Below are 24,986 nucleotides of genomic sequence, written 5' to 3'. Positions count from 1 at the left end.
CTTCTGCATGCGGGTGCCGGGCGGGCAGAATGGGTGCATGACAAGCATCGCCATCATCGGCGGCCACGGAAAAGTGGCCCTCCTCCTGTCCGCACTCCTCACCGGCGAGGGCCACTCCGTCACCTCGTTCATCCGAAACCCGGACCACGCAGACGACGTCGCCGGCACCGGCGCCACGCCGTCGGTCCTGGACGTGGAAAATTCGACGACGGCGGCCATCGCCGATGCCCTTGCCGGGCATGACGCCGTGGTCTGGTCCGCCGGCGCGGGCGGCGGCAGTCCCGAGCGCACCTACGCGGTGGACCGGGACGCCGCCATCCGGTCCATGGATGCCGCTGCCCAGGCAGGCGTGGACCGGTACGTCATGGTCTCCTACTTCGGTGCCGGCAAGGACCACGGGGTGCCGGAGGACAACAGCTTCTTTGCCTACGCGGAGGCCAAGGCGGCAGCGGACGAGTACCTGCGCGGCACCGGGCTGGCGTGGACCATCCTTGGCCCCGGCGCGCTGACGGACAAACCCGGAACGGGACGGATCGACGTCGACCCCTCTCCGGAAGGGGACCGGGACACGTCCCGTGCCAACACAGCCATCGTGGCAGCCGCTGTGCTGGACCTGCCCCAGACCGCCGGCCGGACCATTGAATTCCGCGACGGCACCCTGCCCGTGGCGGCGGCACTGGAACCGCGCGCGTAGCCGGCGGCGGGGAAGAGGCGTATGGATCAGCTCGCGCTCATTATCGGACTGCTGCTGGCCACCGTGGTGGCTGTAGGCCTGGGGGACAGGCTGCGGCTGCCATACCCGGTCCTGATGCTCCTCCTGGCGGTGGCCCTGACGTTCATCCCGGGCTTCCCCGACCTGGAGATTGAACCCGAGCTGATCCTGCCCATCTTCCTGCCGCCGCTGCTGTTCGCCACCGCCCAACGGAGTTCGTGGGCGGTGTTCCGCGTCCGGTGGCGGACGCTGATCATGTTGGCCGTGGCGCTGGTGGTGATCAGCACGGCCGTGGTGGCCGGCGCGGCATGGCTGATGATTCCAGGCATCGGGGTCCCCGCGGCCATCGCCCTCGGCGCCATGGTGGCGCCACCCGATCCCGTGGCGGTGGAATCCGTGGCGGGCCGCGTGCACATGCCCCGCCGCCTGATCACGGTCCTCCAAAGCGAAGGCCTGTTCAACGACGCCGCCGCCATCGTCATCTTCCAGGCAGCCGTGGCAGCCGCCGTGGGCGGCACCAGGGTGCAGGCCGACGTCGTCCTGCAGTTCCTGATGGGCGCGGCGCTTGCCGTCGTGGTGGGCATCGCCATGGGCTGGCTGATCGCGCTGGTCACCCGGCTGGTCACATCCATGGTGGCCCGGAGCGCGGTGACCCTGGTGGTGCCCTTCGCCGCGTACATCCTTGCCGAGGAGGTGCACGCCTCCGGCGTCATTGCCGTGGTGGTCACCGCCCTTGAAATGCAGCGCCATGCCCGCCCGCAGGACGCAGCCGAACGCGTCACCAGGAACGCCTTCTGGGACGTGGTGGAGCTGCTGGTCACCGGGCTGGCGTTCGGCCTGGTGGGGCTGGAAATCCGCCACGTCGTCCGGGACGAGGGGACGGAAATCTTCGGCATGATCGGCGTTTCCATCGTGGTGTGCGTCCTGGTCTTCGCAGTCCGTTTCCTGTGGCTGGCCGTCCTGGCACTGGGCGCCCGGCAACGAAAGAACCTCCTGCAGCCTACCTCCCTCAAGGAGGTCCTCATCCTGACCTGGTGCGGCATGCGCGGCCTGGCCACCCTGGCATTGGCCCTGGCCCTGCCGCTGACCCTGGCAGACGGTACGCCGTTCCCCGGCCGGGACTACCTGCTGGTCATTGCCTGCGCGGTGCTGCTCGCCACCCTGGTCCTTCCCGGCCTGACACTGCCGTGGCTGATGCGCGTCCTGAAGGCCACCGAAGACGGAACGGCGGAACGCGACGCCGTCCGGCTGCTGGCCACACGCGCCCAGGCAGCGGCCGTCGCAGCCCTGAAGCAGCACGACCTCATGACGGACCTGCCGCCGGAGAAGGTGGCGCTGGTCAGGGACCGGATGAGGCGCCTGCACGCGGAACTGACCGACGGCAGCCTGCGGAACGAGCCATTGGCGGAAAAGCGCCAGCGCGGACGTGAGCTGGCCATTGCCGTCCAGACCATCGCCCTGGACGCCGCCCGGCAGGAAGTGGTAGCCGCGCGGAACGAACCGGACATGGACCCCGAGGTGGCGGACCGGGTGCTCCGGCAGCTGGACCTGCGCACCATGGTCATGCCGGAGTAGCCGGCACGGGCAGCGCCAGGTCCAGCGAGTTCCCCTCCACGTAGTCCAGGGCGCAGCGCACCGCCCCTACCGTCACGATGGAGTCGCCCAGCGGGGACACTGCCACGCGTGCGGGGGTGGCGGTGAACTCCGCCAGGCGCTCGCTGATGGGGCCGAGGAGTACATGGGCGGAATCGGCCACGCCGCCACCGATCACCACCAGCTCCGGGTTGAGCATGGTGGCCACGGTGCCCACCACCCGCGCCATCCTGTCCGCCAGCCGGTCCAGGATGCCCATGGCCACGGCATCGCCCTGGGCTGCGGCGGCGAAGACCTGCTCGGCCTCCACGCGCCCGGGCCGGATGGCGCGGAGGGCAGTCGGGGCGGCGGTGGCCAGGGCTTCGGCTGCCCAGGTGCGGGCCAGGTGGGCGATGCCGTAGGTGTCGCCTACGCCCTCCACCAGGTCCAGGTACGCAAGCTCTCCTGCGCTGCCCCGGGTTCCGTGGACCAGCCGGCCGCCCTCCACAATGCCGGAGCCCAGCCGCTCGCTGGCCAGGATCACCACCACGTCGTCAATCCCCGAGGCTGCCCCCTGCCAACGCTCACCCAGCGCCGCAAGGTTGGCATCGTTTTCCAGGAGTACCGTCCATCCCCGGGCCCGTTTGAGGGCCGGCCGCAGTCCCAGGTCGAACAGCCCCCAGAACTCCTGCGTGGCCACCACCTCCCCGTGCCGGTCCACCGGCGCGGCCACTCCGGCGCAGACGGCCAGCACCTGCCCGGAATCGGTTCCCGCAGAGTCCAAGGCATCCCCGGCCACGCCGTCTATGAAAGCAATGCGCTCCTGGGATCCGACGTCCACTGCCTGGAAGGGGCTGCTGGACCGGCCCAGGGTCTTGCCCCGGAGATCGGAAACCACCACGGTGACCTTGGAGTAGCCGATGTCCATGCCCAGGACCACGCCCGCACGCCCGTTGAGTTCAAACCGGCGGGCAGGGCGGCCCTTGTGGTAACCGCCAAACTCTCGCTGGTTTTCCAGTTCCCGGATCCAGCCGCGCCGGACCAGGTCCTCGCAGACGGCGATGGTGGTGGCACGGGTCAGGCCGGTGGCCGCCATGACGTCCGTGACCGTCACAGCCGCTGACGCGCGCATGAAGTCCAGGACCGCGCCGGCACTGACCCTCCGCAGCAACTGGGGAGTGGCCGGAATCAGTTCAGGCATGCTGTTGACCTTCCTGTCCAAAGCACCAGATAATATTTGAGGAAGTAAATTTAGATTCAATATAAATGTACCTGCTGCACAGAAAAGGATCACCCCTTGTCCACCACTGCCACGCTGGCAACCCTGTCCGACTCTGACCGTCCGGCCGACCCCAACTGGTGGCGCCAGGCCTCCGTCTACCAGATCTATCCGCGCAGCTTCGCTGACTCCAACGGCGACGGCATCGGTGACCTCAAGGGCATCACTGCTAAGGTCCCGTACCTGAAGTCGCTGGGAATCGACGCCGTCTGGCTGAGCCCGTTCTACCCCTCCGCGCTCGCCGACGGCGGCTACGACGTGGATGACTACCGCGACGTTGATCCCAAGCTCGGCACCCTGGCCGACTTCGATGAGATGGCCAAGGCCCTGCACGACGCCGGCATCAAGCTGATCGCGGACATCGTCCCCAACCACTCCTCCAACCGGCACAAATGGTTCCAGGAGGCCCTGGCCGCACCCAAGGGATCCCCGGAGCGGGACCGCTACATCTTCCGCGACGGCAAGGGCCCCAACGGTGAGTTCCCGCCGTCGGACTGGGACTCGGTGTTCGGCGGACCCGCCTGGGAGCGCATCACCGAGCCGGACGGCACCCCCGGCCAGTGGTACATGCACATCTTTGCCAAGGAACAGCCGGACCTTAACTGGTCCAACCGGGAGATCCGGGATGACTTCCTCAAGACGCTGCGCTTCTGGTCCGACCGGGGCGTGGACGGATTCCGCGTCGACGTGGCGCACGCCCTCACCAAGGACCTCACCGAGCCGCTGCTCTCCAAGCTGGAACTGAGCGCCGCCAACACCGGCGTGGACGGATTTGACGACGGCACGCACCCGTTCTGGGACCGCGACGAAGTCCACGAGATCTACGCCGAATGGCGTGAAGTATTCAACGAGTACAACCCGCCGCGCACCGCCGTCGCCGAAGCATGGGTCCACGCCACCCGCCGTGCCCGCTACGCCAGCCCCCAGGGCCTGGGCCAGGCGTTCAACTTCGACCTGCTGCAGGCCGACTTCGACGCCGCCGAATACAAGGAAATCATCACCCGCAACCTTGCCGAGGCCGCAGCTACCGGTGCCTCGTCCACGTGGGTGTTCTCCAACCACGACGTGGTGCGGCACGCCACCCGCTACGGCCTGCCGCAGGTGGCCAAGGCGAAGGCCGGCGCCAAGGGCCAGGACGGCAAGGACTGGCTGCTTGCCGGCGGCCCCAAGGACCAGCTGGACGTTGACCTCGGTGAACGCCGCGCCCGCGCCGCCACGTTGCTGATGCTCGCTGTTCCAGGGTCCGCTTACCTGTACCAGGGCGAGGAACTGGGCCTGCAGGAAGTGGCCGAGATTCCCGAATCGGAACGGCAGGACCCGTCCTTCTTCCGCAACAAGGGCGTGGAAATCGGCCGCGACGGCTGTCGTGTGCCGCTGCCCTGGAAGGTGGAAGGCGCGTCCTTCGGATTCGGCGACGGCGGGACCCACCTGCCGCAGCCGGACTGGTTCAGCAAGTACGCCGTCGAGGCCCAGGACGGCACCGAAGGGTCCACCCTGGAGCTCTACCGCAAGGCCCTGAAGCTGCGCCACGAACTGATGACGGACGAGGACCTTGAGTGGGTGGAAAACGGCAATCCGGACGTCCTGCACTTCAAGCGGCCCAACGGCTGGCAGTCCGTGACCAACTTCGGGGACACCGCCGTCGACCTTCCCGCCGGCGAGGTGCTGGTCACCAGCGGCCCGCTGGAGGACGGCAAGCTGCCGGCCAACACCACCGCCTGGCTGCGTTGAGTTGGGCTTGCTTGGAGTCCTGGGAAGGCCGGCTGTCCTGACGGGGGAGCGGGCCTGATGCAGGAAGTCATCTACGGATGCATGGGACTGGGCGGCAGCTGGTCTGACGAGCCGCATGGCAGCCACCATGTGGACCAGGCCGCCGCTGCCGTCCAGGCCGCCCTGGACGCCGGGATCACCCTGTTCGACCATGCGGACATCTACCGCAGCGGCAAGTCCGAGGCTGTGTTCGGCGAGGTCCTGGCTGCCACACCGGGCCTGCGGGAGCGGCTCCGGCTGCAGACCAAATGCGGCATCCGGCTGAACGAGCGCGGGCTGCAGACCCACTACGACCTCAGCCGGGAATCCATCCTGGAGCGGGTCAACGGCAGCCTGGAACGGCTGCGGACCGGCTACGTGGATATCCTCCTGCTGCACCGCCCGGATCCCCTGGCGGATCCCGCGGAGGTGGCAGCCGCCGTCGGGCAGCTTATGGCCGAAGGCAAGGTCCGGCAGTTGGGCGTCTCCAACATGTCCGCCGCGCAGATCGACGTGCTGCAGGACCGGCTGGAAACCCCGGTTGTGGCCAACCAGCTGGAGATGAGCCTGCTCAAGCGGGCATGGCTGGAAAGCCAAGTCCTGGTCAACCACCCGGAACACCTGGACTACAGCTTCCCGCACGGGACGCTGGAGTACTGCAGCCGCAACAACATCACGATGCAGGCGTACGGTTCCCTGGCCCGGGGCGTCTACACCGGTGCCGAACCGGAAAGCCCCACTTCAGCCGAGGCGGCCACTGCCGAACTGGTGGCTGAGCTCGCCGTCCAGTACGGCACCTCGGGTGAAGCCGTTCTGCTCGGATGGTTGATGAAGCATCCGGCCGGGATCGCGCCGGTGATCGGGACGGTCAACCCGGACCGGATCCGCGCCTGCGCCGACGCCGCCAGGGTGGCGCAGGCGCTCACCCGCGCTGACTGGTACAAACTCTGGGTCACGGCGCGCGGCAGCAACATTCCCTGACGCCTCCCAACTGGGTAGCAGTAAGTGTCGTTATGGAGCCTCATAAAGACACTTACTGCTACCTGCTTTCCGTTAGGGCCCGGTCACAACCCGTTTAGTTCGTATTGATCCTCACAAGCCGGCCGTTTTCTTCGCCTTGCTGCTCACGGGGCGGATACTGTAGAAAGCATGACGTCTACCATCGCCGCCGAAACCGTTAGGCCGGAACGCAATATCCCCGCAGAGATCGCCCGCTCCTGGCTGCTGGTCAATGCCATGAAGCCGGAGCTGTTCGACCAGTCGGCCGTGTCCCGCGCCGACTCGATCATCCTGGATATTGAAGACGCGGTGGACCCCTCGCAGAAGGACCAGGCCCGGAACAACGTCATCGACTGGCTCACCGCCGGCGGCAAAGCGTGGGTCCGCATCAACGACGCCACCAGCCCGTTCTGGGCCGATGACCTCGCCGGGCTGCGCGGCACGCCGGGCCTGCTGGGCGTCATGCTCGCCAAGACCGAATCCGCGGACCAGGTCACCGAGAGCTTCCACCGCATGGACGGCAAGACCCCCGTGATCCCCTTGGTGGAATCCGCCCTCGGTATCGAGGAAGCCAACCACATCGCCAAGGCCCAGGGCGCGTTCCGCCTGGCCTTCGGCTCCGGCGACTTCCGCCGCGACACCGGCATGGCCGCCACCCCGGAGGCCATGGCCTACCCCCGCGCCAAGCTCGTGGTCGCCAGCCGCGTGGGCAACCTGCCGGGCCCCATTGACGGCCCCACTGTGGGCACCAACCACCCCATCCTGCGCGAGCAGACCGGGATCACCGTGATGATGGGCATGACCGGCAAGCTCTGCCTGGCCATCGACCAGACCCCGGTCATCAACGAGGTCATCAGCCCCACGCCGTCGGACGTCGCCTGGGCCACCGACTTCATGAACGACTTCGAAGCCAACGGCCGCGTCATCCGCGACGGATCCGACCTCCCCCGCCTGGGCCGCGCTGAGAAGATCATGAAGCTCGCGGTAGCCTTTGGGGTGCAGCCCGCGCTGTAGCGCCCACCCATCACTTCAGGAGACCCCGTGACCGATACCCGCTATCTGGTCCACGGGGTCTTTTGGGATGGACCGCCGGTTTCCAAGGCGGCTGGCCCTTCCAGTGGAGCGGACGACGGCGGCGGCCCGGTCCTGCGCCTCCAGTCACCTGAGGGGGACTTCCGGGAGCTCAGCCTCGGGGCAGGCAGCCGGGTCGGCTTCAAGGTGGTGGAGCCCGGCAGGTTCTGCCTGGGCCACGTCCAGGTCCAGTCGGCAAGCTCCCGGCGCCACGTCCTCTGCGGCTCCGCTGCCCGGGCGCTGCGGGGCAAGCAATGTGAACGGTGCTTCGTGCTGGACGAGTCCCGGCTGATGCACGACTTCCACCGCGGCGGCAGGGTGACGCCCGGCTTGCGCGACTACCTGATGCAGGAACACTGGCTCTACGTGGCCACCTTCGCCGGAGGCGCCACCAAAGTTGGAACGGCCTCCGGCCCCCGGAAATGGAACCGGCTGGCCGAGCAGGGGGCCGCTGTGGCGCGGTATGTTGCCAGGGCGCAGGATGGCCGGGTGGTGCGGGTCATCGAGGATCTGGTGAGCGCCCGGTTGGGGCTGACGCAGCAGGTGCGCTCCGCAGCCAAGGCGGACGCACTGCTGCAGCCGCTCCCGGCCGCGGAGATGGATGCCGTCAATGCCCGCGCGGCCGGCGAGGTGCTGGCGCTGCTGGCGCGCACCGCCGTCGACGGCTTCCAGGCTGTGGAGGAGCGGTGGCTCCGGCCCGCACATGCTGATGCCCTTTACGGAAGCCAGCCCCGCCACGCGTACCCGCACATGCTGGACCAGGGGCGGCACGGCTTCGGGATCGCCGCCCTGACCGGGGCCAACGCGCTGGCCCGGCTGGATGGCACGCACGCTGAGTTCGTGGTGAACCTGTCCCAGCTGGCGGCCAGGACCATCACGCTGGGGGAGTACGCCTCGGACGTGCCGGCAGTGCAGGAGTCATTGTTCTGACGGCCCGGGTCCGGTCCCGCCCGCCCGGTGGGTGGGGACTCGGTAGACTTGGACGGTGCTGAACGAATTCTGGGCCACCGCGCCAACCCGCTACAAAGTCCTGGTCTTCAGCGCCATGGGACTGATCGCCGTCGGTATCATCCTCAACCTGGTGGGCAACACCAGCGGCAACCAGGCACTGGCCATGGGCTCCCTGCCGCTGATCGGGCTTGGGCTGGTCCTGCATGTCGTGGGCATCGTGGTCCGCGGCCAGGCGATCCGCAGGAACCTCAGGCGCTAGCTGCCGCGTTCCGCAGCACGTGGCTCCGGGCGTGTTCCACGGCATCGGGAAGGCGCTGGAACAGGTGTTTGTGGTGCCGAAGGGAACGGATCACGCCCACGTTGGTCACCAGGTCCAGGTGGTCCGGCCGGACGCCCTTGAGCAGCACCGTGATGCCGCACAGTTCCAGGGCCGCGATGACCTCCACCAAGGCGTGCGCGCCGGTCGCGTCAAGCATCCGCAGCTGGGAGAGCCTGATAATGGCCACCTGGACGTCCTTGACCTGGCTGATCTCCTGGAGGATGCGCTCGGCGGCTCCAAAGAACATCGCCCCGTCCAGTCGGAAGACCGCGATGTGCCCGTCTCCTTCGGCCGCCGGACCCGGGATCTCTTCGCGCTGGACACCGCTCAGCGAGGCAAATGTCCGCAGTGCGAACAGTGCCGCCGCGGCAAGCCCAATCTGGATGGCAACGATCAGGTCGAAGGCCACAGTGATGACGGCCGTGAGGACGAAGACTGCGGCGTCCGCACGGGTGGAGCGCAGGATGGCGATCATGGTACGCCGCGACACCATCCGTACTGCCGTGACCATCAGGACCCCGCCCAGTGCTGCCAGCGGGATGCGGCTGACCATTCCGGACGCCAGGTAGGTGATGCCCAGCAACACGACGGCGTGCACAGCTGCGGCAAGGCGGGTCTTGGCCCCTGAACGTACGTTGACCGCAGTTCTGGCAATGGCTCCGGTGGCGGGCATGCCGCCAAACAGGCCGGCGGCGATGGAGGCCAGGCCCTGTCCCGTTAGCTCCCGATCGGGGCTGTAGTGTCCGGTGGGCCTGCCGTCCGGGCCGGCCATCCCGGCGGCCACCCTGGCTGAGAGCAGTGATTCGATGGCGGCAAGGACTGCGACGGCCACGGCGGGCATCGCCAGGCTGCCAACGGAGGCAAGCTCGAAGGCGGGGAAGGACGGTGCCGGAAGGGCATGGGGCAGCGGACCGATCCGCGGGACATCCAGCTGCAGGAGTTCGGCCGACGCCGTGGCCAGGAGGACCGCGACCAGGCTCGCCGGGATCGCGCGGAACAGCTTCTGCAGCAAGACCATCACGACGGCGACTACCGCCACGAGCGCGAGCGTCAGCAGGACTGTGGGAGCCTGTGCGGCTGAGGCAGCTTCAACGGCGGCGATCACGGTGTTGTGTCCCGGGACGCCGGACGTGCCCGTTGCGAGCGGAACCTGCTGGAGGAAGATAATGGCCGCGATCCCCAGCGTGAAGCCCTCCACCACCGGCCAGGGGATGAAGGCGACGGCCCGGCCCAGGCCGCTGAATCCCATAATGCAGACCAGCAGCCCTGCCATCAATGACAGCGGGGCTACGCTGCCTGGGCCGTGGACGGCCACCACGGGTGCCAGGACCACCACCATGGCGCCGGTGGGCCCCGAAACCTGCACCGATGACCCGCCCATAAGGGCTGCCACCATGCCGGCCACGATTGCGGTGATGAGTCCGGCCTCGGCGCCCACCCCGGAGCTCACCCCGAACGCGAGGGCCAACGGCAGGGCGACAATGCCTACGGTGATGCCGGCCAGCAGGTCGGTGCGCCAGGATGTGCGAAGGCCGGCGTAATCCTGCCGGGACGGGAGGAACCTGGTAAGCCTCTGGGCGGCCCTGGCAGTGGCGCGGCCGGTGGCAGCGGTGGCCGTCACGAGGCTGATCCGCCGGACAGGTGCTCCGCCGGCAGTTGCTGTGCCAGCCGGAGCTGTTCGTTGGAGTCAGCCAGACTGTCCAGCAGGAAGGTCCGCGCGATCGCAAGCAGCTGTGACACACCTGGGTGTGCCAGTTGGTATGTCACTGCGTTGGCGGTGCGTACCGAGGTCACTACTCTGTGCTTCCGCAGGGTGGCCAGGTGCTGGGAGAGGTGCGAGGCCTCAAGCCCGGTCTCTGCCAGCAGGTAACTGACGGCCGCAGTTTCCTGCGGTGACGCGGCCAGCAGCTCCAGGATCCTTATCCTCGCCGGGTGCGCCAGGCCCTTGAACAAATTGGCCTTGATCTCGTACAGCGGCGCTTGGGCGGAAGACAGCAACGGAGTAACTCCTAGCGGCTTGATGAAATGATGAAACCATCATATCAGCGGGTTGCAGAACCTGTCCGGGCTGCGTCGGCGATAGGCTGGAATCCATGACTATCAATCCGGACCTGCAGGGCCGAAGCTACCCTGCCGCAGAGGTGTACGACGTCGGCCGCGAGAAAATCCGCGAGTTCGCCCGCGCCGTGAAGGCCACCCACCCTGCACACTTTGACGTGGAGGCAGCCAAGGCCCTGGGCCACACTGACCTGGTGGCACCGCCCACCTTCGCCATCATCATCGCCCAGCGTGCCGACGCCCAGCTCATCGAGGATCCGGACGCCGGCATCGACTTCTCGCGCGTGGTCCATGCCGACCAGCGCTTCACCCATCACCGGCCCATCATTGCGGGAGACCAGCTCGTTGCCGAACTGCATGTGGACGGTGTCCGGGCCATGGGCGGCGGTGCCATGATCACCACCCGCTCCGAGATCTTCGCCCTGGGTTCCGGTGACTCGCGGGAACCCGTCACCACCACTACGTCATCCATCCTGGTCCGCGGAGAGGGACAGTAACCATGAGCCCCACCTTCAATGAACTCAGCGCCGGCCAGGAAATCGGCAGCCGCACCATCGAGGTCACGCGCACGGACCTGGTGAAGTACGCAGGCGCCTCGGGCGATTTCAACCCCATTCACTGGAACGAGGCCTTTGCCACCGGCGTGGAACTGCCCGGCGTCATTGCGCACGGCATGTTCACCATGGGCTCGGCCGTCCAGCTGGTGACTGACTGGGCAGGCGACCCCGCCGCCGTCGTCGACTTCCAGACCCGCTTCACCAAGCCCGTCCTGGTCGCCGACACCACCGGAACGCCGGAGCCCGGCGCCACCATCGAGGTCAGCGGCACCATCGGCAAGCTCGACGCCGATGCCGGCACCGCCCGCGTTGACCTCACCGTTGTCTCGGCCGGGCAGAAAGTCCTGATGAAGGCCCAGGCCGTCGTCAAGCTGTCTTGAGCCCGCACTCTTGAGCGCAGGAGCCGGAACCGAGGCCACGTCACTCCAGGTCAGGCACTGGCGGAATGCCGTGGTGGTGGCCTACGGGGCCAGCGGCGTGGCTTTCGCTTCCTGGGTGTCCCGGCTGCCCGCAATCCGCGACGCACTGGACCTCAGCCCCGGCAACATCGGCGTCATCCTGCTGTGCATGACGTTGGGGTCCTTTGCCTCCGTTTCCGCCTCCGGACTCATTGTGCTGCGGCTGGGATCCAAGCGCACCATTCGGACCGGCAGCATCATGGTGGGCGTCGGCCTGCTGGTTGCCGGTTTTGGCACGACCGTGCTGGTAAGTCCGGTGGCAACGGCCGTTGGCCTGGCCGTCATCGGCTTGGGAACCGGGAGCTGGAACACCGCCTCCAACGTGGAAGGCGCGGCCGTGGAGCGCGCGGTGGGCCGGCACATCATGCCGCGGCTCCATGGCGCCTTCAGCCTGGGGACCGTGGCAGGCGCCGGGCTGGGTGCCCTTGCCGCGGCGGTGTCCCTGCCGGTGTTCTGGCACCTTGCGGCGGCCGGGGCCGTGGTGGCAGTTTCGGTGGCGACGGCGGCAACCTGGTTCCGTGCCGACGTCACCCCGGTGGCGGGGGAGCGCTCTTACTCCCCGGACAACTTCGGGGACCCCACCACCGGTCCCATTCCGGTGATCACTGCCGGCACCACGGCGGATGCGCCGCTGGACAACAAGCGCAAGATCGCCCAGGCCTGGCGGGACCGGCGCACGCTGCTGCTCGGCGTCCTGGTCCTCGGCCTTGCGCTGGCCGAGGGCGCGGCGGGGGACTGGGTGGCCCTTGCCCTGGCGGACGGCCATGGGCAGAGCGATGCTGCCGGTGCCGCCGGCTATGGCCTCTTCGTCATGTTCATGACCATCGGCCGGTTCGCCGGGACGCCCCTGCTGGACCGGTTTGGGCGGGTCCCGGTTATGCGCTGGTGCGCCGCGATGGCCGTGGCAGGGCTCGGCATCTTCGTCTTCGCCCCTGCGCCGTGGCTCGCGTATGCGGGCCTCGCTGTCTGGGGCTTGGGCGCCTCATTGGGCTTCCCGGTGGGCATGTCCGCCGCGGCCGACGATCCTGCCAAGGCGGCGGCACGGGTCTCCGTCGTCTCCACAATCGGCTACGGGGCGTTCCTGTGCGGGCCGCCCCTGTTGGGGATGCTGGCCGAACACGTGGGCATCCTTCACTCACTCCTTGCCGTAATGGTGATGCTCGCTGTGAGCTTCGTGCTGTCCCCGGTGGCCCGGAAGCTCCACTAGGTTTCCCTAGTATTGTTGACGGGTGACTCCCACGCTGCTTTCCTCCCTGACCACGTCCGCCGTCGGCGGCCCCGCCGGCAAGTTCATCGAGGCCCGGACCGAGGCAGAAATTATCGACGCCGTCCGGTCCGCGGATGCGGCCGGGGAGCAGGTCCTGATCATCAGCGGCGGGTCCAACCTCCTGGTGTCCGACGACGGGTTCCCCGGGACCGTCGTTAGGATCGCCTCGGAGGGGTTCACGGTCAACGCGGAGGACTCGTGCGGGGGAGTGGCAGTGGTGGTGCAGGCCGGCCACAACTGGGACAGACTCGTGGAGCACGCCGTCCGGCACGCCTGGTCCGGGATAGAGGCTTTGTCCGGGATCCCCGGCTCCACAGGTGCCACCCCGGTCCAGAATGTGGGTGCCTACGGTGCTGAAGTTTCCCAGACCATCGCGGCCGTCCGCACCTGGGACCGTGAGCGGAACGCCGTGCAGACCTTCACCAACTCCGAGCTGAAGTTCGGCTACCGGGACTCCATTCTCAAGCAGACCACCGTCAACGGCTCGCCCCGGTACGTGGTCCTCACCGTGGAATTCCAGCTGCCGCTGGGGCGGATGAGCGCACCCATCCGGTACGCCGAACTGGCCCGCTCCCTCGGCGTGGAGGCGGGCCAGCGCGCCTACGCCAATGACGTCCGCCGGGAAGTACTCCGGCTGCGCGCCTCCAAGGGCATGGTCTGGGACGCCACCGACAGGGATACCTATTCCACCGGTTCCTTCTTCACCAACCCCATCGTCGCGGCGGACGTGGCTGACACCCTGCCGGAATCGGCGCCGCAGTATCCGGCAGGACAGGACGGACTGGTGAAGCTCTCCGCAGCATGGCTGATCGACCAGGCAGGGTTCGGCAAGGGCTTTGGCCTGGAGCCCGGCGGCGTGGCCGACGGCCGTGCATCCCTGTCCACCAAGCACACCCTGGCCATCACCAACCGCGGCTCCGCCAGTGCCGCTGACATGGTGGCGGTGGCACGGGAGGTGCGCGCCGGAGTCGAACGCCGCTTCGGTATTTCACTGCATCCGGAGCCGCTGCTTATTGGCCTCGAACTGTAGGAGCCCCGCCAGGGCCCTGCCAGGCCTACGATGGGCGCATGGCTGCATCTGGTTCCCTGCGCGATCGCAGGATGATCGGAAGGCTCCGTCTGGCATCTCAGCAGCTCGCCGGCGGCGCTGCCTCGGTGCCGGAGCTGGTCCGGTGGATGACTGCAATGCAGGCGCAGGACCTGCAGGCCGCGCTCTGGGCGGTTGGTGCCCGGGTACCCGGGGCGGGCCTTTCCGACGTCCGGGCTGCCATCGATGCAGGAGCGGTGGTGCGGTCCTGGCCCATGCGCGGGACGCTGCACCTGGTGGCCCCCGAGGACCTGCGCTGGATGCTGGATCTCACGGCCGAGCGGCTCACCAAGAGCATCGCTGCCCGGCACCGGCAGCTGGACATTGCCTGGTCCGATGTGGAGAAGGCACGCGACCTGGCGCTGGACCGCATCCGCACTGATGGTCCCGTCAGCCGTTCGGAGCTGTTCAAGGCATTCGACGACGGCGGCCAGCCGACGCAGGGGCAGCGCGGCATCCATCTCCTGGGCACGCTCTGCCGGCACGGCTGGCTGGTTCCAGGGCCGCTTGCCGGGAACCAGCAGCTGATCGCAGCCTTTGACCAATGGATTCCTGTGTCCCACCGGCCCGGCCGGGAGGAGGCGATTGCCGGGTTCCTGCTGCGCTATTTTCGCAGCCATGGACCGGCCACGCTCCGGGACTTCGCCTGGTGGACGCAGCTGCCGCTGACCGAGGTGCGCGCCGCGGTCCAGCACGTCCGGAACCAGCTGGTGGAGCTGGACATCGATGGCACCAGCTACTGGCTCTCACCGGACGTGGCTGCCCTCCTGGAATCCGGGGTCCCCGCCGGCCGCTCCGTCCACCTGCTGCCCGGATTCGATGAGTTCGTCCTCGGCTACACGGACAGGACACCCGTGCTGGCGCCGGAACATTTTGACCTGATCGTTCCGGGCGGCAACGGCGTCTTCAAGAAGACGGTCGTTGCCGCGGGGAAGGTTGTTGGCACCTGGGCGCTGCAGGGCACCGGGCCGGGTGCCGCCGTCGTACCCCAACTCTTCGACGGAACCCGGCAGCTGGGTCCGGCCGCCCTTGCCAAGGCAGCAAAGCGTTACACAACGTTCCTGGCAACATAACCGGCCCTTGCCCGCATAACCGGCGTGGGCCCGCAACGCTTATGCGGGCGAGGGCCGCCCGTGAGGCAGCTGTCCACATAGCGATATCCGCTGCTTTCGCTGTCCGTGGGCGCCAGCAACCCTTGAATGGTGAAACCCGATGATGTGCGTGCCCTGGTCGATGGTCGATGGCCTGACGGAGCGGTTGCGTCCACGCAGCAGTTGGCAGCTGCGGGGTTGGATGACCGGGTGGTGACGGCGGCCGTGATGAGCGGTGCCGTGCTCCGGTTGCGGAGAGGAGCCTACATCCGGAGCGCGCAGTGGAATGCCATCAAACCGTGGGACCGGGACCAGCTCAGAATCATGGCGCATTTCGAGTCGACGTCGGGGCAGGCACGGTACACCCACGTCAGCGCAGCAAGGCTGCACGGCTGCCAAGTATGGAACGCCGGATCCCTGGTGCACGTGACAACTCAGTATTCCAATTCGAAGGCCAGCGCGGGCAGGGACGTCCGGACCCACCGCCTCCCGCTCCCGGAAAACGAATGCACTTCATTATGGACGCCTGACGGACGCGGAATCCTGGCCACAACCATCGAAAGGGCCGTCCTGGACTGCGCGCGGATCCTGCCGCTGGATAAGGCCGCTGTCATCGGTGACCACGCGCTCCGCAAAGGCGCGTCCATGGACACCATGCGGCGGTTGCTGGATGAAAGCTGTGTCGCGCGCGGGGGCAGGCGCGCGGCAGCCCTGTTGGATGTTCTGGATGGGCGGTCGGAATCAGCCGGGGAGACACGGACCAGGCTGCTGCTCTGCTCGTTCGGTCTAGACACCTTCATGCCTCAGGTCGAGATCATGACTATTGCGGGGCTGTTCAGGGCAGACTTCGCCGAAGTCGGAACCCGGGTGATCATCGAATTCGACGGCGCCGTCAAGTACACGGACTTCAACCCCACCCGGGAAGTGCTGCTCGCCGAGCGCTGGCGGGAAAATGCGCTTGTGGAGGCCGGATGGCGGGTCTTCCGGCTGCAATGGAACCACCTGGAGCGGCCGGGAGAGCTCCGCGCGCGACTTGTGGCGTTTCTCGGCTACCCCGGAACGCAAAAGCGGCCCTGGCCCGCATAACCGGTGCCGGGCAGCAACGCTTATGCGGGGAAGGGCCGCTCGTGAGGGAGCTGTACGGGTTACTGGTTGCCGGTGGCGATGTTGAGCATGCGGCGCAGCGGCTCGGCGGCGCCCCAGAGGAGCTGGTCGCCCACGGTGAATGCGCTGATGTACTGCGGGCCCATCTCCATCTTGCGGATGCGGCCCACGGGGATGTCCAGGGTGCCGGAGGCTGCCACGGGCGTCAGCTCGGCCATGGACGCTTCCTTGGTGTTGGGAACTACCTTGGCCCATTCGTTGTCCTCGGCCAGGAGCTTTTCGATCTCGGCCACGGACAGGTCCTCGCGGAGCTTGAGCGTCAGGGCCTGGGAGTGGGAGCGCATGGCGCCGATGCGGACGCAGAGGCCGTCCATGATCACGCGGTTTTCCTCGGAGGTGCCCAGGATCTTGTTGGTTTCCACCCCGGCCTTCCATTCTTCCTTGGACTGTCCGTTGCCCAGGTCGGCGTCGATCCAGGGGATCAGCGAGCCGGCCAGCGGGACGCCGAACTGGGTGGCGTCGATGTCGGTGCGCTGGTGGGCCAGGACCTTGCGGTCGATGTCCAGGATGGCCGATGCGGGATCGTCCAGTTCCGTGCTGACCTCGGCGTTGAGCGTGCCGAACTGGCTGAGGAGCTCCCGCATGTGGCGGGCGCCGCCACCGGAGGCTGCCTGGTAGGTCATGGAGGTGCCCCACTCGACCAGCCCGTTCTTGAACAGGCCGCCCAGGCCCATCAGCATGCAGGACACGGTGCAGTTGCCGCCGATGAAGTCTTTGGTGCCGTTGACCAGGCCCTTGTCGATGACGTCGCGGTTGATCGGGTCCAGCACGATGATCGAGTCGTCGCTCATGCGCAGGGTGGAGGCGGCGTCGATCCAGAGGCCGTCCCAGCCGCGGCTGCGCAGTTCGCCGTGGACCTGCTTGGTGTAGTCGCCGCCCTGTGCGGTAACGATAATGGGCAGCTTGGCCAGCGTGTCGACGTCGAACGCGTTCTCGAGCTTGCCGGCGCCTTCAGCGAAGGAAGGCGCGGCACCTCCCGCGTTGGAGGTGGAGAAGAACACCGGGTTGATGTTGGCGAAGTCGCCCTCGTCCTGCATGCGCTGCATGAGGACGGAACCGACCATGCCGCGCCATCCGACCAGGCCGACGGAAGGGGTAGCTGCTGTAGTCATTGGTCCAGTTTAGACTTCGCAACCGGCAGGACGCAGTCGGTTACGTCACTGTGGACTGGTCACGGGAGGTACGACGACGGCACGCCCCCAAGGCGCTATTCGACGGGCCGCGGGAGGTTCTTCGCCCTTCGCAGCTTTTCTGCTTTGCGCTCTTTGAAGTAGCCAGCCCAGGCGGCGAGCAGCGGGATTTGTATCAGCAGGAACATCCACCAGGTGCGGCCGAGGATGTCCCATTGTCCGGTGATGGCAATTTGAACCAGGCCGTACAGCATCCCGCCGAAGGCGAGGGTGATCAGGACTGCGAGAAACAGCAGGCCGCCGGAGGAATTGACCGGCTTGATGGCGCCCAGCCCGTCGTCCTTCCGGACGCCGTACTCTTCGTCCGTGTATGCGACTATCTCGCCGTTCTCAGCGAGCCGATGCAGAACGCGTTCTTTCGGCGGTTGGGAGGGAACGTAGCCTGCTTCCTGCGGTACGCCCTTGCTACGCCTTGCCATGCCGGTCCTGATCCCAGTCGAACTGGCGCGCGCTTGGTTCGGGGATTCCCCGTTCCGCCCGCAGGCGTTTGGCCCTCGAAGCTACCGTTGCCATCCGTAGGGCATACACGACTCCGGCCACGCCCGCAGCAGTGAGGAACAGTGCGTCCCACATCGGGTCCTGGCCCCTACTGGTGGGGCCGACGACCAGCAGGATGGAGAAGACGGCAACGGCAGAGAAGACAGCCGCCAATACCAGGAAACCGACGGCGGACCGTACCTGTGCATGTGAACCCGCAGTGACTATGCCGAGTTCCTCCCGCGAGTAGCTGTGCAGTTCACCCATCACAGTGCGGTGAACGATTCGCTTGTCCTTCTTTTTAGCGGGCAATTCGTGGCTGTCCTTCGGATTACTGGTTGACATGTCCTGCTCCTGGTTCCGGCGCATGCCGTTCCATGCGCAACTTCTTGGCCGGGTATTCATCCCAAGGCATAGCTCCGTTCCCCAGCAACTCCGCAGGGATGCGATTCACCTTCGGTAGGTCTGCGTTTCACCGGGAAACGGACGAGTGCTATCAGGGAAGTTTTCGCGGGTAATGGCTATGTGTGACGGATTTGATTCGAACCAGGCGCGTGCCTGGTCATCGCCAAGGGCAAAGCGCGGTTTAGGCAACCCTTTCAGCTTGCGCTTCTTGGTCGCCCGCAACTCGCGGCGCAGGCTGCCGATTCCCAAGAGCCAGCTTCCTGTGAAGAGGACCGTACCCAGCAGTCCGAAAATGACAAGGATTAGATTGAGGCTGGCAAGTGCAATGATCAGAATCAGGGGTGCGCCGAGGGCCGGAATGGTCATGAGGGCTGTCACGATAACGAGCCCTGTTGTCGTGTGAACCGAGTAGTTTCCGGATGGCTGGGAGCCGCCGATGCCCCATTCGTCCTTCGTATACGCGTGGACCGTGCGCTCCATGCCGGTTGCGTAGAAGTACGGCCGCTCCACAAGTAGCTTCTGTACGGAAGGATCGATCACCCCTGGGTGACTCGCGCTTCATCGGGAAGCCGCAGGCGGCCGGAGCCTGTGCGGAGAATCACTGATTGACATGTCCTGCTCCAGGTTCCGGTGTGTCGCGTTCCTTGCGCAGCTTCTTGGCCCGGTACTCGTCCCTTGCCAAGCCAAAGGTGTACCAAGCCCCGAAGCCACCCAGGCCGATTGCGAACAGTGCGCCCCACTCGGGGGCCGTGCCCTGCCTGAACGAGGCGAGGAACAGCACCATGGAGCCAATGAACATGAGCCCCAGAAAGGCGGACACAATTCCCATGCCCCACCAGCTCCGGACCTGTGCCTGGCCCCGGCCCGGAGAAAAACCGATCTCGTCCCCGGGATAGCTGTGCAGCTCACCCGTATTTGTCCTGCGCAGAACGCGCTTCTCGCCCCGTGCGAGCGCTGCCTTGTGCTCGGCATACACTTCGTCGTTGCGGCGTTCACGGTCTCGGTCGAAGGTCACAGTCAGTCCTTACGGATGGCGCGGATCTGGTCAAGAAGGAAAGCCTCATCGACGCCCCTGGTTTCAGCAATGATCTCTTGCCGCGAGTCGGCCGTGCCGATTGTCCATGCTCCGTCGCCACCCTTCTTCACGTAAAGGGTCTGTCCGGTCGGATCCTCGCGGCGGCGAAGAGTGGCGCCGCCCTCCGGGTTGCTGTCCAGGTGCTGCTTGATAACCATGAGGTTGGCCTCGGCGGCGGTAACGTCCGGCCGCTGAGCCATTGCCCACCACGTGAAGTAGGCGCGGGGCTGGAACAGCAGATGGATGTCATCATTTTCCATGAAGACTACGCTGTCGCCCCCTTCGGCCGTCAGCAGCGAGATCTCAATGCGACGGATGGCGGAGGAGAGCAGGGCAGCCACGGCGGCAGTGGGACCTGATACGGAGAGGAGCCCGTCATTTTCGGCTTTGGCCAAGCCTCGGGCCACCAGTGACGACGCGCCTGCGCTCACCATGTCCGTGTTGTCCAGATAGCCGTCCACCCTCAGTGCTTCAGCGCTGAGGACCGCGGCGTCCCCGCCCTGGAGGCTTGCAAGGGTAACCATCTCGGCAAAGCCATATCCGATGGCATCGGGGATGGTGGCGGCTTCCGTCGTTATCTCAGTCATCGTCGATACCTCTCGTTGTGGGCTCAGAATCCAAAGAAGTCGCCGACTTTTTCGGCGGCGTCCCCAGCGCCTTCCCAGACTTCCTTGGCACCGTCAGCGATGGAGCCGCCAATGGCATTGACTGTTTCCTTGACTTTCGGAACATTGTCGTAGATGGCCAACGCTCCGGATGCAACCATGGCAACAGTCCCAACGGGTGGTGGGATGAAGCCGGCCGCGCCCAGACCCGCCTTGACCACCGAATACCAGGCTTGGCCGTTGTCGTCGGGGTTTCCATTGGCGAAGTTGTTTATAGCGTCGAGGGCATCGAGGCCAGCCCCGATTCCGCCCAGGGCTTTACCGCCGAACTCGAAGAACTTGGCCGCCTAGCCGCCCTCGGCGAGGTTCAGGGCCGTGTCCCATCTGCCGTCGAACAACTCGGAAGAGGTGTTGAAATACTGGCTCAGCATGTTTGAGTCCTGGAATGCCTTCGCCACATTTCGGAAGTCCTTGGAAAACAAGAACTCGCCGAGGTTGTCCGCCTTGCTGATGAAATGGGGAAGATCGAACAACCCTGCACGCAGGTTCGGCAGGGCTTTGGTCAAACCATAAATGTCCCAGCCGTCGCGGAACGGCGAATCTGGATCGGTGAGCCAGTACGGTCCCCAGGGATCGCTGCCGCCCTGCCCCGGGATTGGCGGGCGGGCACCGTTGTTACCGGCAGGCGAACCGGTGCCCGGTCCTCCGTCGGCGCCCGAGCCGTTGGTGCTGGCCTTTTCCTGCTCATCGGCGTTCTTGAGCAGGACCTTGGATTCCTGCTGCAAGCGCGTTACGGTCTGTTGGAGAAGCGTCCGGTGGCTGGTGTTCAGTCGGAGCGGAACCGTTGGGCGTCTGCGCCCTTCCATGCCGGGTTGTTGTTGATTTGGCTGCTCAGCTGCGTTGACTGCTGCTGCAGCAGGTCCGCCGTCTTGCTGAACTGCTGCGCGAGGGCACGCAGTTGCTCGACGTCGGCACCCCACAAAGTTCCTGCCACCAGGATTCCCCCCGATATTCGTCCAGCAGCCCCCAGAGTGCTGCGTGCACCAGCCTAGGACAGGAGCGGCCCGGCCGCGATGGGGCGGTCTCCCCATGCAAACAGCAGCGGTCCCGGGTTCAGCCCCGGTCTGACTCCTCCAGGACGGCAGCCTTGCGGGCCCGCAGCGCAAAGAACGCCCCGAAGGTGAAGACCTGTGTCACCACCACGAGGACGATGGCACCGGCGATCTTGTTGCCGCCCAGGATCATGGTCAGCCCCACGATCGCGGAGAGCAGCGCCAGCAGCGGCAGCAGCATGTAGCCCAGCACGAACAGGGTTTCGGGTTTCTTCAGCATGTTCCTAGCCCTCGGTCCGTGACCATTTGGTGAATCGGTAGCGCGTGCCGTTGGCGGCCGTCAGCCAGCCGTCCGGAGGGACAGAGGCGGACGCCTCCCAACTGGGGCCGAGCTCGGGGGCGAACGTGTCGCCGTCGGCCTTCACATCGATAGTGGTGACCACCGCGACGTTGGCGAGGTCAGTGGACTGGCGGAAGACGTCGCCGCCGCCCAGGATCCACACCGTTTCGCCGCCGTCAACAAACTGCGACTCCAGGAGCGCGTCATCCAGCGAGGGAACCACGACGGCGCCCTCCGCCTCAGGCGTGCTGGCCCAGCTTTTCTGCCGGGTGATGACGATGTTCGTGCGGCCGGGCAGGGGACGGTACTTGTCCGGGAAGGACAGCCAGGTCTTGCGGCCCATGATCACGGGGTGCCCGGTGGTGAGCCGGGTGAAGTGCTTGAGGTCTTCCGGGAGATGCCAGGGCATGTCCCCGTCTTTGCCGATGACGCCGTCGGAGGTCTGAGCCCAGACCAGGCCGACGCCGGTGATCGAGGCGGCCAGTTCCTCCGTGAAGGACTGGGGATCGGTGAAGTTTTCGGTGCTCATACGGCGATCGGTGCCTTGATGGTGGGGTGGTGCCGGTAACCCACCACATCGAAGTCCTCCAGCGTGTAGTCGAAGATCGACGCCGGTTTGCGGGTGATCCTCAACTGCGGGTACTCATACGGCTCGCGTTCGAGCTGCTTGAGGACCTGGTCCATGTGGTTCTCATAGATGTGGACGTCGCCGCCGGTCCACACGAATTCGCCGGGTTCAAGCCCCACCTGCTGGGCCACCATGCAGGTGAGCAGCGCGTAGGAAGCGATGTTGAACGGCACGCCCAGGAACATGTCCGCGGAGCGCTGGTAGAGCTGGCAGGAAAGCTTGCCGTTGGCCACGTAGAACTGGAAGAACGCGTGGCACGGCGGCAGCGCCATGTCGTTGAGCTCGGAGACGTTCCACGCGGACACGATGTGCCTGCGCGAGTCGGGGTTCGCCTTCAGGTTCTCGATAAGTTCGGCGATCTGGTCGATATGGCCGCCGTCCGGGGTTGGCCAGCTGCGCCACTGTACGCCGTAGACCGGACCCAGGTCGCCGTCCTCATCCGCCCACTCGTTCCAGATGGTGACGCCCTGGTCCGTCATCCACTTGATGTTGGTCTCGCCGCGCAGGAACCACAGGAGTTCCACCGCCACGGACTTGAAATGGACCCGCTTGGTGGTGATCAGCGGGAAGCTTTGTGACAGGTCAAAGCGGATCTGGCGCCCGAAGACGCTGGTGGTTCCGGTGCCCGTGCGGTCCGATTTGTGCGTGCCGGTGGCCAGGACATCGCGCAGGAGGTCTTCATAAGGCGTTGGGATGCTCACGCCCCAAGTCTACCGGGGCCAAGCGGGCGGCCCGGAGACATCCCGGATGGCGCGGAGCACCACCCACAGGGCGAATGCCATCAGGAGAAGCATCGGCGGCCAGAGCGTCCACGGACCGGTGAGCTCGAGCCAACCTCTTAGGCACAGCCAGCAGGTAAGGACTGCCAGTGCGGGCGCCAGGGCCGCCAGGACATCTTTGCCCGCACCGGCCTGGAGAGCGGCCTGGGCAGGATCTCCCTGCCGCCCCCTGGCAACAACCGCAGGGAGGAGCCAATGCAGGAGCCCGAAAAGGAGGACGACTCCGGCGCCGATCATCAGCGGCGAGAAGACGGCGGGCACAGACTTGCCGGCGAATCCGTCCGGCTGGCCTGTTCCATCCCAATGCACCGGTACCGGGTCGGGCATTCCGGGATACAGCGCCAGGCCGGCGGCAGCAGTGAGTAGCAGGGCCGCCATTGAGGCGCCAAACCATAAGGACATCTTGCCCCTGCCGGCGCGGTCCACATCAGCTCCGGACCGGCCGGGGTGCCGGTCCATGTTCGTCAGCAGACCGCGGGCCCTGGGCGGCACGCCCCGCCGCTCCTCCCACGGGGATCACGGCGATCACCACGCCAACCGCTGCCAGGACAGCCCCAACACCGGACGCGGCCTGCCACATGGCGTCCCCCGGTTCCGGGCCCAGGGGCGACGCCGTGGGCAACTTTGGTCCCGCGCTCATCAGCAGAGCTCCCGCCTGGGCGGCGAAGAAGGCCGCGAGCGTGCGCACCACTCGGTGCACGGTTATGGCCCGGAGAGCGGTGTCGAGTCCCGCCACCGCCGCCGCAACGCTGTAGCGGCGCCGGGCAAGGACCATCGGAACAAGGGACAAGAGCGTGATGCCTGCGCTGGTCCAGCACGTGGTCCCCCACGAAGGCTGCCTCCCCAGGGCGGCCTGCTGCCCGGCAACGGCGACAACCACGGTGGCTAAGACGCCTGCACTCACCACGAGGGTGGACAGGAGGATGGGGGAAATGGGCAGGCGGGGCCAGGAGCGCGTCCCGTTCGCGGTGCTGTGGTTCCTGTGCAGCAACACCTCTCCCAGCGAAACGACCGCCAGGACCGAAGCTGCGGATACCGCCACGAATACCGCGGGATCGCCGGCGACTGCCCATGGAAAAAACAGTGCTGCCGGCACGGGAACAAAGGCTGCCAACCCCATGGCTGCACCGATGGATACGGACAGCTTGGTGGCCGGCTGTGCCGCGGTGCTGCCTGCGCCAAGGCGTGCCCGTGGGGCATTCAGCTTGGGAGGGGACCACAACAGCATCACCAGCAGGACCGCCAGATTGGCCGCCCCTGCCGGGTTCAGCCAACTTCCGTGTCCGATTTCGGGATCAGGCCGCACCGCATGGTTTCCTGCAATGGCAGCAAGGCCGGACGCAACGGTGGCAACGGTGCGGAGGAGGCGGTTCATGGTGATGGTCCGCAGAAGGACATCATCTTCAGTGGAGAGTCCGGCCAGCGGCGGGCGGTGGGCGGCCAGCGCCAGGAGAACCAGGGTCCCTGCCGCGAGGACGAGCAGGGCAACGCCCAGGTACGCTGCCAGTTCGGCGCCGGGAATGCGGCCTTCGCCGCCGAATGTGGTGTAGCCGCCGTGACCGTCGGGCCGTGACTCGTAGGAGAGAGGGGCGAAGCCTGGAAGGGTGGACGTCCAGCTGATCTGCGCTGCGGCTCCCGCGAAGATCACCAGTACTGTCCAGGCGAGGCGGCGCGGAAGGACATCCCGGATCCGCCGCTTGGTTCCGGTTGGCTGCCCGAGCTTGGCTTTGGGGTAGCTCAATTGCCCCTGGGCATGTGCCACCAGACAGCCAAGAACGGGCCAAGCCAGGGCAGGGAACTTGTCTACGGAAGCGGTGGGGGAGCCGGGCACGGGGAGGATCCCCGCGTTGGCAGCGGACAGCAGTGAACTTCCCAGCCAAGCGATGAGTCCTGTCAGGAAAGCGTGGCGGGATGCCAGGGCCGGGAAGTCCCCGCCGCGCCTTCGAATCGTCCATCGAAGCAGGAGGTACACGCCGCCGGCCAGAAGGAACGGCCACAACACGGCCATGGGTGCGACTTCATTGGCAACGTCGATCGTGGCAGCGTGCACGTCATCCCCCCAGAACTGTGCGTCGTTCCACAAGTCAAGGCGGATAAGACC

The 24,986-nt window shown here is 66.6% G+C and carries 30 protein-coding genes; 13 read left to right on the top strand and 17 right to left on the bottom strand.

The features are described from left to right. Positions 1 to 37 precede the first annotated feature (37 nt). Positions 38 to 694 carry an SDR family oxidoreductase gene (locus ACTAQI_RS10690; protein ID WP_457950935.1) on the top strand — a complete coding sequence of 219 codons (657 nt, stop codon included), beginning with the start codon at positions 38 to 40 and terminating at the stop codon, positions 692 to 694. A 21-nt stretch (positions 695 to 715) separates the two neighbouring features. Beyond that, positions 716 to 2,287 carry a Na+/H+ antiporter gene (locus ACTAQI_RS10685; protein WP_457950934.1) on the top strand — a complete coding sequence of 524 codons (1,572 nt, stop codon included), beginning with the start codon at positions 716 to 718 and terminating at the stop codon, positions 2,285 to 2,287. Here ACTAQI_RS10685 and ACTAQI_RS10680 read toward each other — a convergent pair. Further along, the gene (locus ACTAQI_RS10680; protein ID WP_457950933.1) at positions 2,274 to 3,485 is read right to left on the bottom strand and encodes an ROK family protein; all 1,212 of its coding nucleotides are present in this window, start codon (positions 3,483 to 3,485) and stop codon (positions 2,274 to 2,276) included. The two genes, ACTAQI_RS10685 and ACTAQI_RS10680, sit on opposite strands and share 14 nt — an antisense overlap. A 96-nt stretch (positions 3,486 to 3,581) precedes the next feature. On the opposite strand from ACTAQI_RS10680, the gene ACTAQI_RS10675 reads away from it, so the two are divergent. The 5 genes from ACTAQI_RS10675 (at position 3,582) to ACTAQI_RS10655 (ending at position 8,592) form a co-directional block, all read left to right on the top strand. Further along, the gene (locus tag ACTAQI_RS10675; RefSeq protein WP_457950932.1) at positions 3,582 to 5,294 is read left to right on the top strand and encodes a glycoside hydrolase family 13 protein; all 1,713 of its coding nucleotides are present in this window, start codon (positions 3,582 to 3,584) and stop codon (positions 5,292 to 5,294) included. A 57-nt stretch (positions 5,295 to 5,351) separates the two neighbouring features. After that, positions 5,352 to 6,293, top strand: coding sequence for an aldo/keto reductase (locus ACTAQI_RS10670; protein WP_457950931.1), 942 nt, complete (start codon positions 5,352 to 5,354; stop codon positions 6,291 to 6,293). Between the two features lie 168 nt (positions 6,294 to 6,461). Then, positions 6,462 to 7,325, top strand: coding sequence for an HpcH/HpaI aldolase/citrate lyase family protein (locus ACTAQI_RS10665; RefSeq protein ID WP_387557703.1), 864 nt, complete (start codon positions 6,462 to 6,464; stop codon positions 7,323 to 7,325). A 27-nt stretch (positions 7,326 to 7,352) separates the two neighbouring features. Beyond that, positions 7,353 to 8,312 carry a DUF2797 domain-containing protein gene (locus ACTAQI_RS10660; protein WP_457950930.1) on the top strand — a complete coding sequence of 320 codons (960 nt, stop codon included), beginning with the start codon at positions 7,353 to 7,355 and terminating at the stop codon, positions 8,310 to 8,312. A gap of 55 nt (positions 8,313 to 8,367) precedes the next feature. Further along, complete coding sequence (locus tag ACTAQI_RS10655) at positions 8,368 to 8,592, top strand: DUF3188 domain-containing protein (RefSeq protein ID WP_457950929.1); 225 nt, start codon at positions 8,368 to 8,370, stop codon at positions 8,590 to 8,592. On the opposite strand, the gene ACTAQI_RS10650 is transcribed toward ACTAQI_RS10655, so the two are convergent. Beyond that, the gene (locus ACTAQI_RS10650) at positions 8,582 to 10,273 is read right to left on the bottom strand and encodes a SulP family inorganic anion transporter (RefSeq protein WP_457950928.1); all 1,692 of its coding nucleotides are present in this window, start codon (positions 10,271 to 10,273) and stop codon (positions 8,582 to 8,584) included. The genes ACTAQI_RS10655 and ACTAQI_RS10650 overlap by 11 nt on opposite strands. Then, entirely contained in the window at positions 10,270 to 10,650 is a 381-nt protein-coding gene (locus tag ACTAQI_RS10645; protein ID WP_457950927.1) for an ArsR/SmtB family transcription factor, read from the bottom strand. The genes ACTAQI_RS10650 and ACTAQI_RS10645 overlap by 4 nt, the downstream gene beginning before the upstream one ends. A gap of 95 nt (positions 10,651 to 10,745) precedes the next feature. Here ACTAQI_RS10645 and ACTAQI_RS10640 point away from each other — a divergent pair, with 95 nt between their 5' ends. The 6 genes from ACTAQI_RS10640 (at position 10,746) to ACTAQI_RS10615 (ending at position 16,256) form a co-directional block, all read left to right on the top strand. After that, positions 10,746 to 11,207 (top strand): FAS1-like dehydratase domain-containing protein, encoded by a 462-nt coding sequence (locus ACTAQI_RS10640; protein WP_457950926.1) that lies wholly within the window; start codon positions 10,746 to 10,748, stop codon positions 11,205 to 11,207. A 2-nt stretch (positions 11,208 to 11,209) separates the two neighbouring features. After that, complete coding sequence (locus ACTAQI_RS10635) at positions 11,210 to 11,647, top strand: MaoC family dehydratase (RefSeq protein WP_457950925.1); 438 nt, start codon at positions 11,210 to 11,212, stop codon at positions 11,645 to 11,647. 10 nt (positions 11,648 to 11,657) lie between these two features. Then, complete coding sequence (locus ACTAQI_RS10630) at positions 11,658 to 12,932, top strand: MFS transporter (RefSeq protein WP_457950924.1); 1,275 nt, start codon at positions 11,658 to 11,660, stop codon at positions 12,930 to 12,932. 22 nt (positions 12,933 to 12,954) lie between these two features. Then, complete coding sequence (locus tag ACTAQI_RS10625; protein ID WP_457950923.1) at positions 12,955 to 14,022, top strand: UDP-N-acetylmuramate dehydrogenase; 1,068 nt, start codon at positions 12,955 to 12,957, stop codon at positions 14,020 to 14,022. A gap of 38 nt (positions 14,023 to 14,060) precedes the next feature. Beyond that, positions 14,061 to 15,152: a winged helix DNA-binding domain-containing protein gene (locus ACTAQI_RS10620; protein WP_457950922.1), complete on the top strand. Its 1,092-nt coding sequence runs from the start codon at positions 14,061 to 14,063 to the stop codon at positions 15,150 to 15,152. Between the two features lie 126 nt (positions 15,153 to 15,278). Next, positions 15,279 to 16,256, top strand: coding sequence for a hypothetical protein (locus tag ACTAQI_RS10615; protein WP_457950921.1), 978 nt, complete (start codon positions 15,279 to 15,281; stop codon positions 16,254 to 16,256). Between the two features lie 59 nt (positions 16,257 to 16,315). Here the strand turns inward: ACTAQI_RS10615 and asd are convergent, their stop codons facing one another. The 14 genes from asd to ACTAQI_RS10545 all read right to left on the bottom strand — a co-directional run bounded on the left by asd (position 16,316) and on the right by ACTAQI_RS10545 (position 24,935). Beyond that, positions 16,316 to 17,446 (bottom strand): aspartate-semialdehyde dehydrogenase, encoded by a 1,131-nt coding sequence (gene asd, locus ACTAQI_RS10610; RefSeq protein ID WP_457950920.1) that lies wholly within the window; start codon positions 17,444 to 17,446, stop codon positions 16,316 to 16,318. A gap of 95 nt (positions 17,447 to 17,541) precedes the next feature. Further along, complete coding sequence (locus tag ACTAQI_RS10605; RefSeq protein ID WP_457950919.1) at positions 17,542 to 17,943, bottom strand: hypothetical protein; 402 nt, start codon at positions 17,941 to 17,943, stop codon at positions 17,542 to 17,544. Continuing rightward, the gene (locus tag ACTAQI_RS10600) at positions 17,930 to 18,346 is read right to left on the bottom strand and encodes a hypothetical protein (protein ID WP_457950918.1); all 417 of its coding nucleotides are present in this window, start codon (positions 18,344 to 18,346) and stop codon (positions 17,930 to 17,932) included. Before ACTAQI_RS10600 ends, ACTAQI_RS10605 begins: the two co-directional genes overlap by 14 nt. Before the next feature lie 105 nt (positions 18,347 to 18,451). Beyond that, a complete protein-coding gene (locus ACTAQI_RS10595; protein ID WP_457950917.1) occupies positions 18,452 to 18,946 on the bottom strand; it encodes a hypothetical protein in 495 nt (164 codons plus the stop codon). A 58-nt stretch (positions 18,947 to 19,004) separates the two neighbouring features. Continuing rightward, positions 19,005 to 19,421 (bottom strand): hypothetical protein, encoded by a 417-nt coding sequence (locus ACTAQI_RS10590; RefSeq protein WP_457950916.1) that lies wholly within the window; start codon positions 19,419 to 19,421, stop codon positions 19,005 to 19,007. Between the two features lie 2 nt (positions 19,422 to 19,423). Continuing rightward, positions 19,424 to 20,068 carry a hypothetical protein gene (locus ACTAQI_RS10585; protein ID WP_457950915.1) on the bottom strand — a complete coding sequence of 215 codons (645 nt, stop codon included), beginning with the start codon at positions 20,066 to 20,068 and terminating at the stop codon, positions 19,424 to 19,426. A 23-nt stretch (positions 20,069 to 20,091) separates the two neighbouring features. Next, positions 20,092 to 20,247: a hypothetical protein gene (locus tag ACTAQI_RS10580; RefSeq protein ID WP_457950914.1), complete on the bottom strand. Its 156-nt coding sequence runs from the start codon at positions 20,245 to 20,247 to the stop codon at positions 20,092 to 20,094. Between the two features lie 186 nt (positions 20,248 to 20,433). Next, entirely contained in the window at positions 20,434 to 20,871 is a 438-nt protein-coding gene (locus tag ACTAQI_RS10575; RefSeq protein ID WP_457950913.1) for a hypothetical protein, read from the bottom strand. 41 nt (positions 20,872 to 20,912) lie between these two features. Further along, complete coding sequence (locus ACTAQI_RS10570) at positions 20,913 to 21,080, bottom strand: hypothetical protein (RefSeq protein WP_457950912.1); 168 nt, start codon at positions 21,078 to 21,080, stop codon at positions 20,913 to 20,915. Between the two features lie 119 nt (positions 21,081 to 21,199). Then, the gene (locus ACTAQI_RS10565; RefSeq protein ID WP_214944926.1) at positions 21,200 to 21,418 is read right to left on the bottom strand and encodes an NF038396 family protein; all 219 of its coding nucleotides are present in this window, start codon (positions 21,416 to 21,418) and stop codon (positions 21,200 to 21,202) included. 4 nt (positions 21,419 to 21,422) lie between these two features. Then, a complete protein-coding gene (locus ACTAQI_RS10560; RefSeq protein WP_457950911.1) occupies positions 21,423 to 22,007 on the bottom strand; it encodes a dihydrofolate reductase in 585 nt (194 codons plus the stop codon). Then, complete coding sequence (locus ACTAQI_RS10555) at positions 22,004 to 22,807, bottom strand: thymidylate synthase (protein ID WP_457950910.1); 804 nt, start codon at positions 22,805 to 22,807, stop codon at positions 22,004 to 22,006. The genes ACTAQI_RS10560 and ACTAQI_RS10555 overlap by 4 nt, the downstream gene beginning before the upstream one ends. Positions 22,808 to 22,816: 9 nt before the next feature. Beyond that, the gene (locus tag ACTAQI_RS10550) at positions 22,817 to 23,344 is read right to left on the bottom strand and encodes a DUF1648 domain-containing protein (RefSeq protein ID WP_457950909.1); all 528 of its coding nucleotides are present in this window, start codon (positions 23,342 to 23,344) and stop codon (positions 22,817 to 22,819) included. Next, positions 23,313 to 24,935 (bottom strand): hypothetical protein, encoded by a 1,623-nt coding sequence (locus ACTAQI_RS10545; RefSeq protein WP_457950908.1) that lies wholly within the window; start codon positions 24,933 to 24,935, stop codon positions 23,313 to 23,315. The genes ACTAQI_RS10550 and ACTAQI_RS10545 overlap by 32 nt, the downstream gene beginning before the upstream one ends. Between the last annotated feature and the right edge of the window lie 51 nt (positions 24,936 to 24,986).

This window comes from Pseudarthrobacter sp. alpha12b (genome assembly GCF_054130495.1).
Note: the sequence above shows the minus strand (reverse complement) of the source record. Positions and strands in the feature narration are given on the sequence as shown.